Consider the following 1,085-nt stretch of genomic DNA (forward strand, 5'->3'; position numbering starts at 1 on the left):
CTTTCTATTTGTGTGGTAACTTTTAGAATAAAGGTCTCGTTTCTTTTTGTCCAATAAACAATAGATGACTTACCGAGAACTATTTTACACTAACTTCTTTGCGCGAAAAGAGCCCCTTTCGCACTGAAAGGGGCTGCGTAAATGATATTCACTTATCTTCCGACTGTCCATCCGCCGTCTGCTTTGATGGCGGCACCTTGGATGTAATCAGCAGCATCTGATGCCAAGAACACGGCCAAAGCTGCAATTTCTTCTGCTTTCCCTGCTCGTCCGGCCGGGATGTCTTTCAACCGTTCGTCTTCAATTCCTTCCGTCATCGGTGTTTCAATGAATCCCGGAGCGATGGTGTTCGCTTTGATCCCTTTTTGTCCAAAGTCATAGGCCAGCTGTTTGGTCAATCCGTCGATGGCGTGTTTGGACATCACATAGGCTGCCCCGCCGGGCCCGGCGACAAACGTTCCCTGCGAGCCGACGTTCAAGATGTTTCCTTTGCCTTTTTCCAGCATCACCGGCAACGCTTCTTTTGTCATCAAGAAGGCACCTTTCAAGTTCACGTCCATCAGCTTATCGTACTCGTCTTCACTCATTTCCAAGACGGTCTTGTATTCGTCATGAATGCCGGCACTGTTCACCAAAATATCAATCGTTCCAAAGGTGTCCAACGTTTGCTGAATGCATCCTTTAACCTTTTCATAACTCGACACATCGGTTTGGGAGAATAAAGCTGTTCCGCCTTTTTCTTCAATCTCCTTCACGATGCGCTGCCCTTCCTCTTCATTTCTTCCGGAAACGACCACTTTCGCGCCTTGTTGGGCGTACATCTTGGCGATGGCCTCCCCAATTCCGGATGTACCGCCGGTGATAATCGCTACTCTGTCCGTCAATTCAAACACGTTACCGTCTCCTTCCAAGATGGTCTCTCTATACGTCAAGCGTATCGAAAACCACATGGAACGACAAAAAGAATGCTCACAACGGCCAATGAATTTAAAAATCGAGTAGGAGATAAATGATTCATTCATTTATCGTCCTCTCACACCACCGTACGTACGGTTCCGTATACGGCGGTTCAATATCTTAAGTAA

The 1,085-nt window shown here is 47.0% G+C and carries 1 protein-coding gene; it reads right to left on the minus strand.

Going from position 1 to position 1,085, the window contains the following annotated elements:
- Positions 1 to 152: 152 nt before the first annotated feature.
- Positions 153 to 893 carry an SDR family NAD(P)-dependent oxidoreductase gene (locus G470_RS0111770; RefSeq protein WP_035445693.1) on the minus strand — a complete coding sequence of 247 codons (741 nt, stop codon included), beginning with the start codon at positions 891 to 893 and terminating at the stop codon, positions 153 to 155.
- Positions 894 to 1,085: the final 192 nt, after the last annotated feature.

It is taken from the genome of Atopococcus tabaci DSM 17538 (assembly GCF_000429585.1).
GTDB classification, from domain to species: Bacteria; Bacillota; Bacilli; order Lactobacillales; family Carnobacteriaceae_A; genus Atopococcus; species Atopococcus tabaci.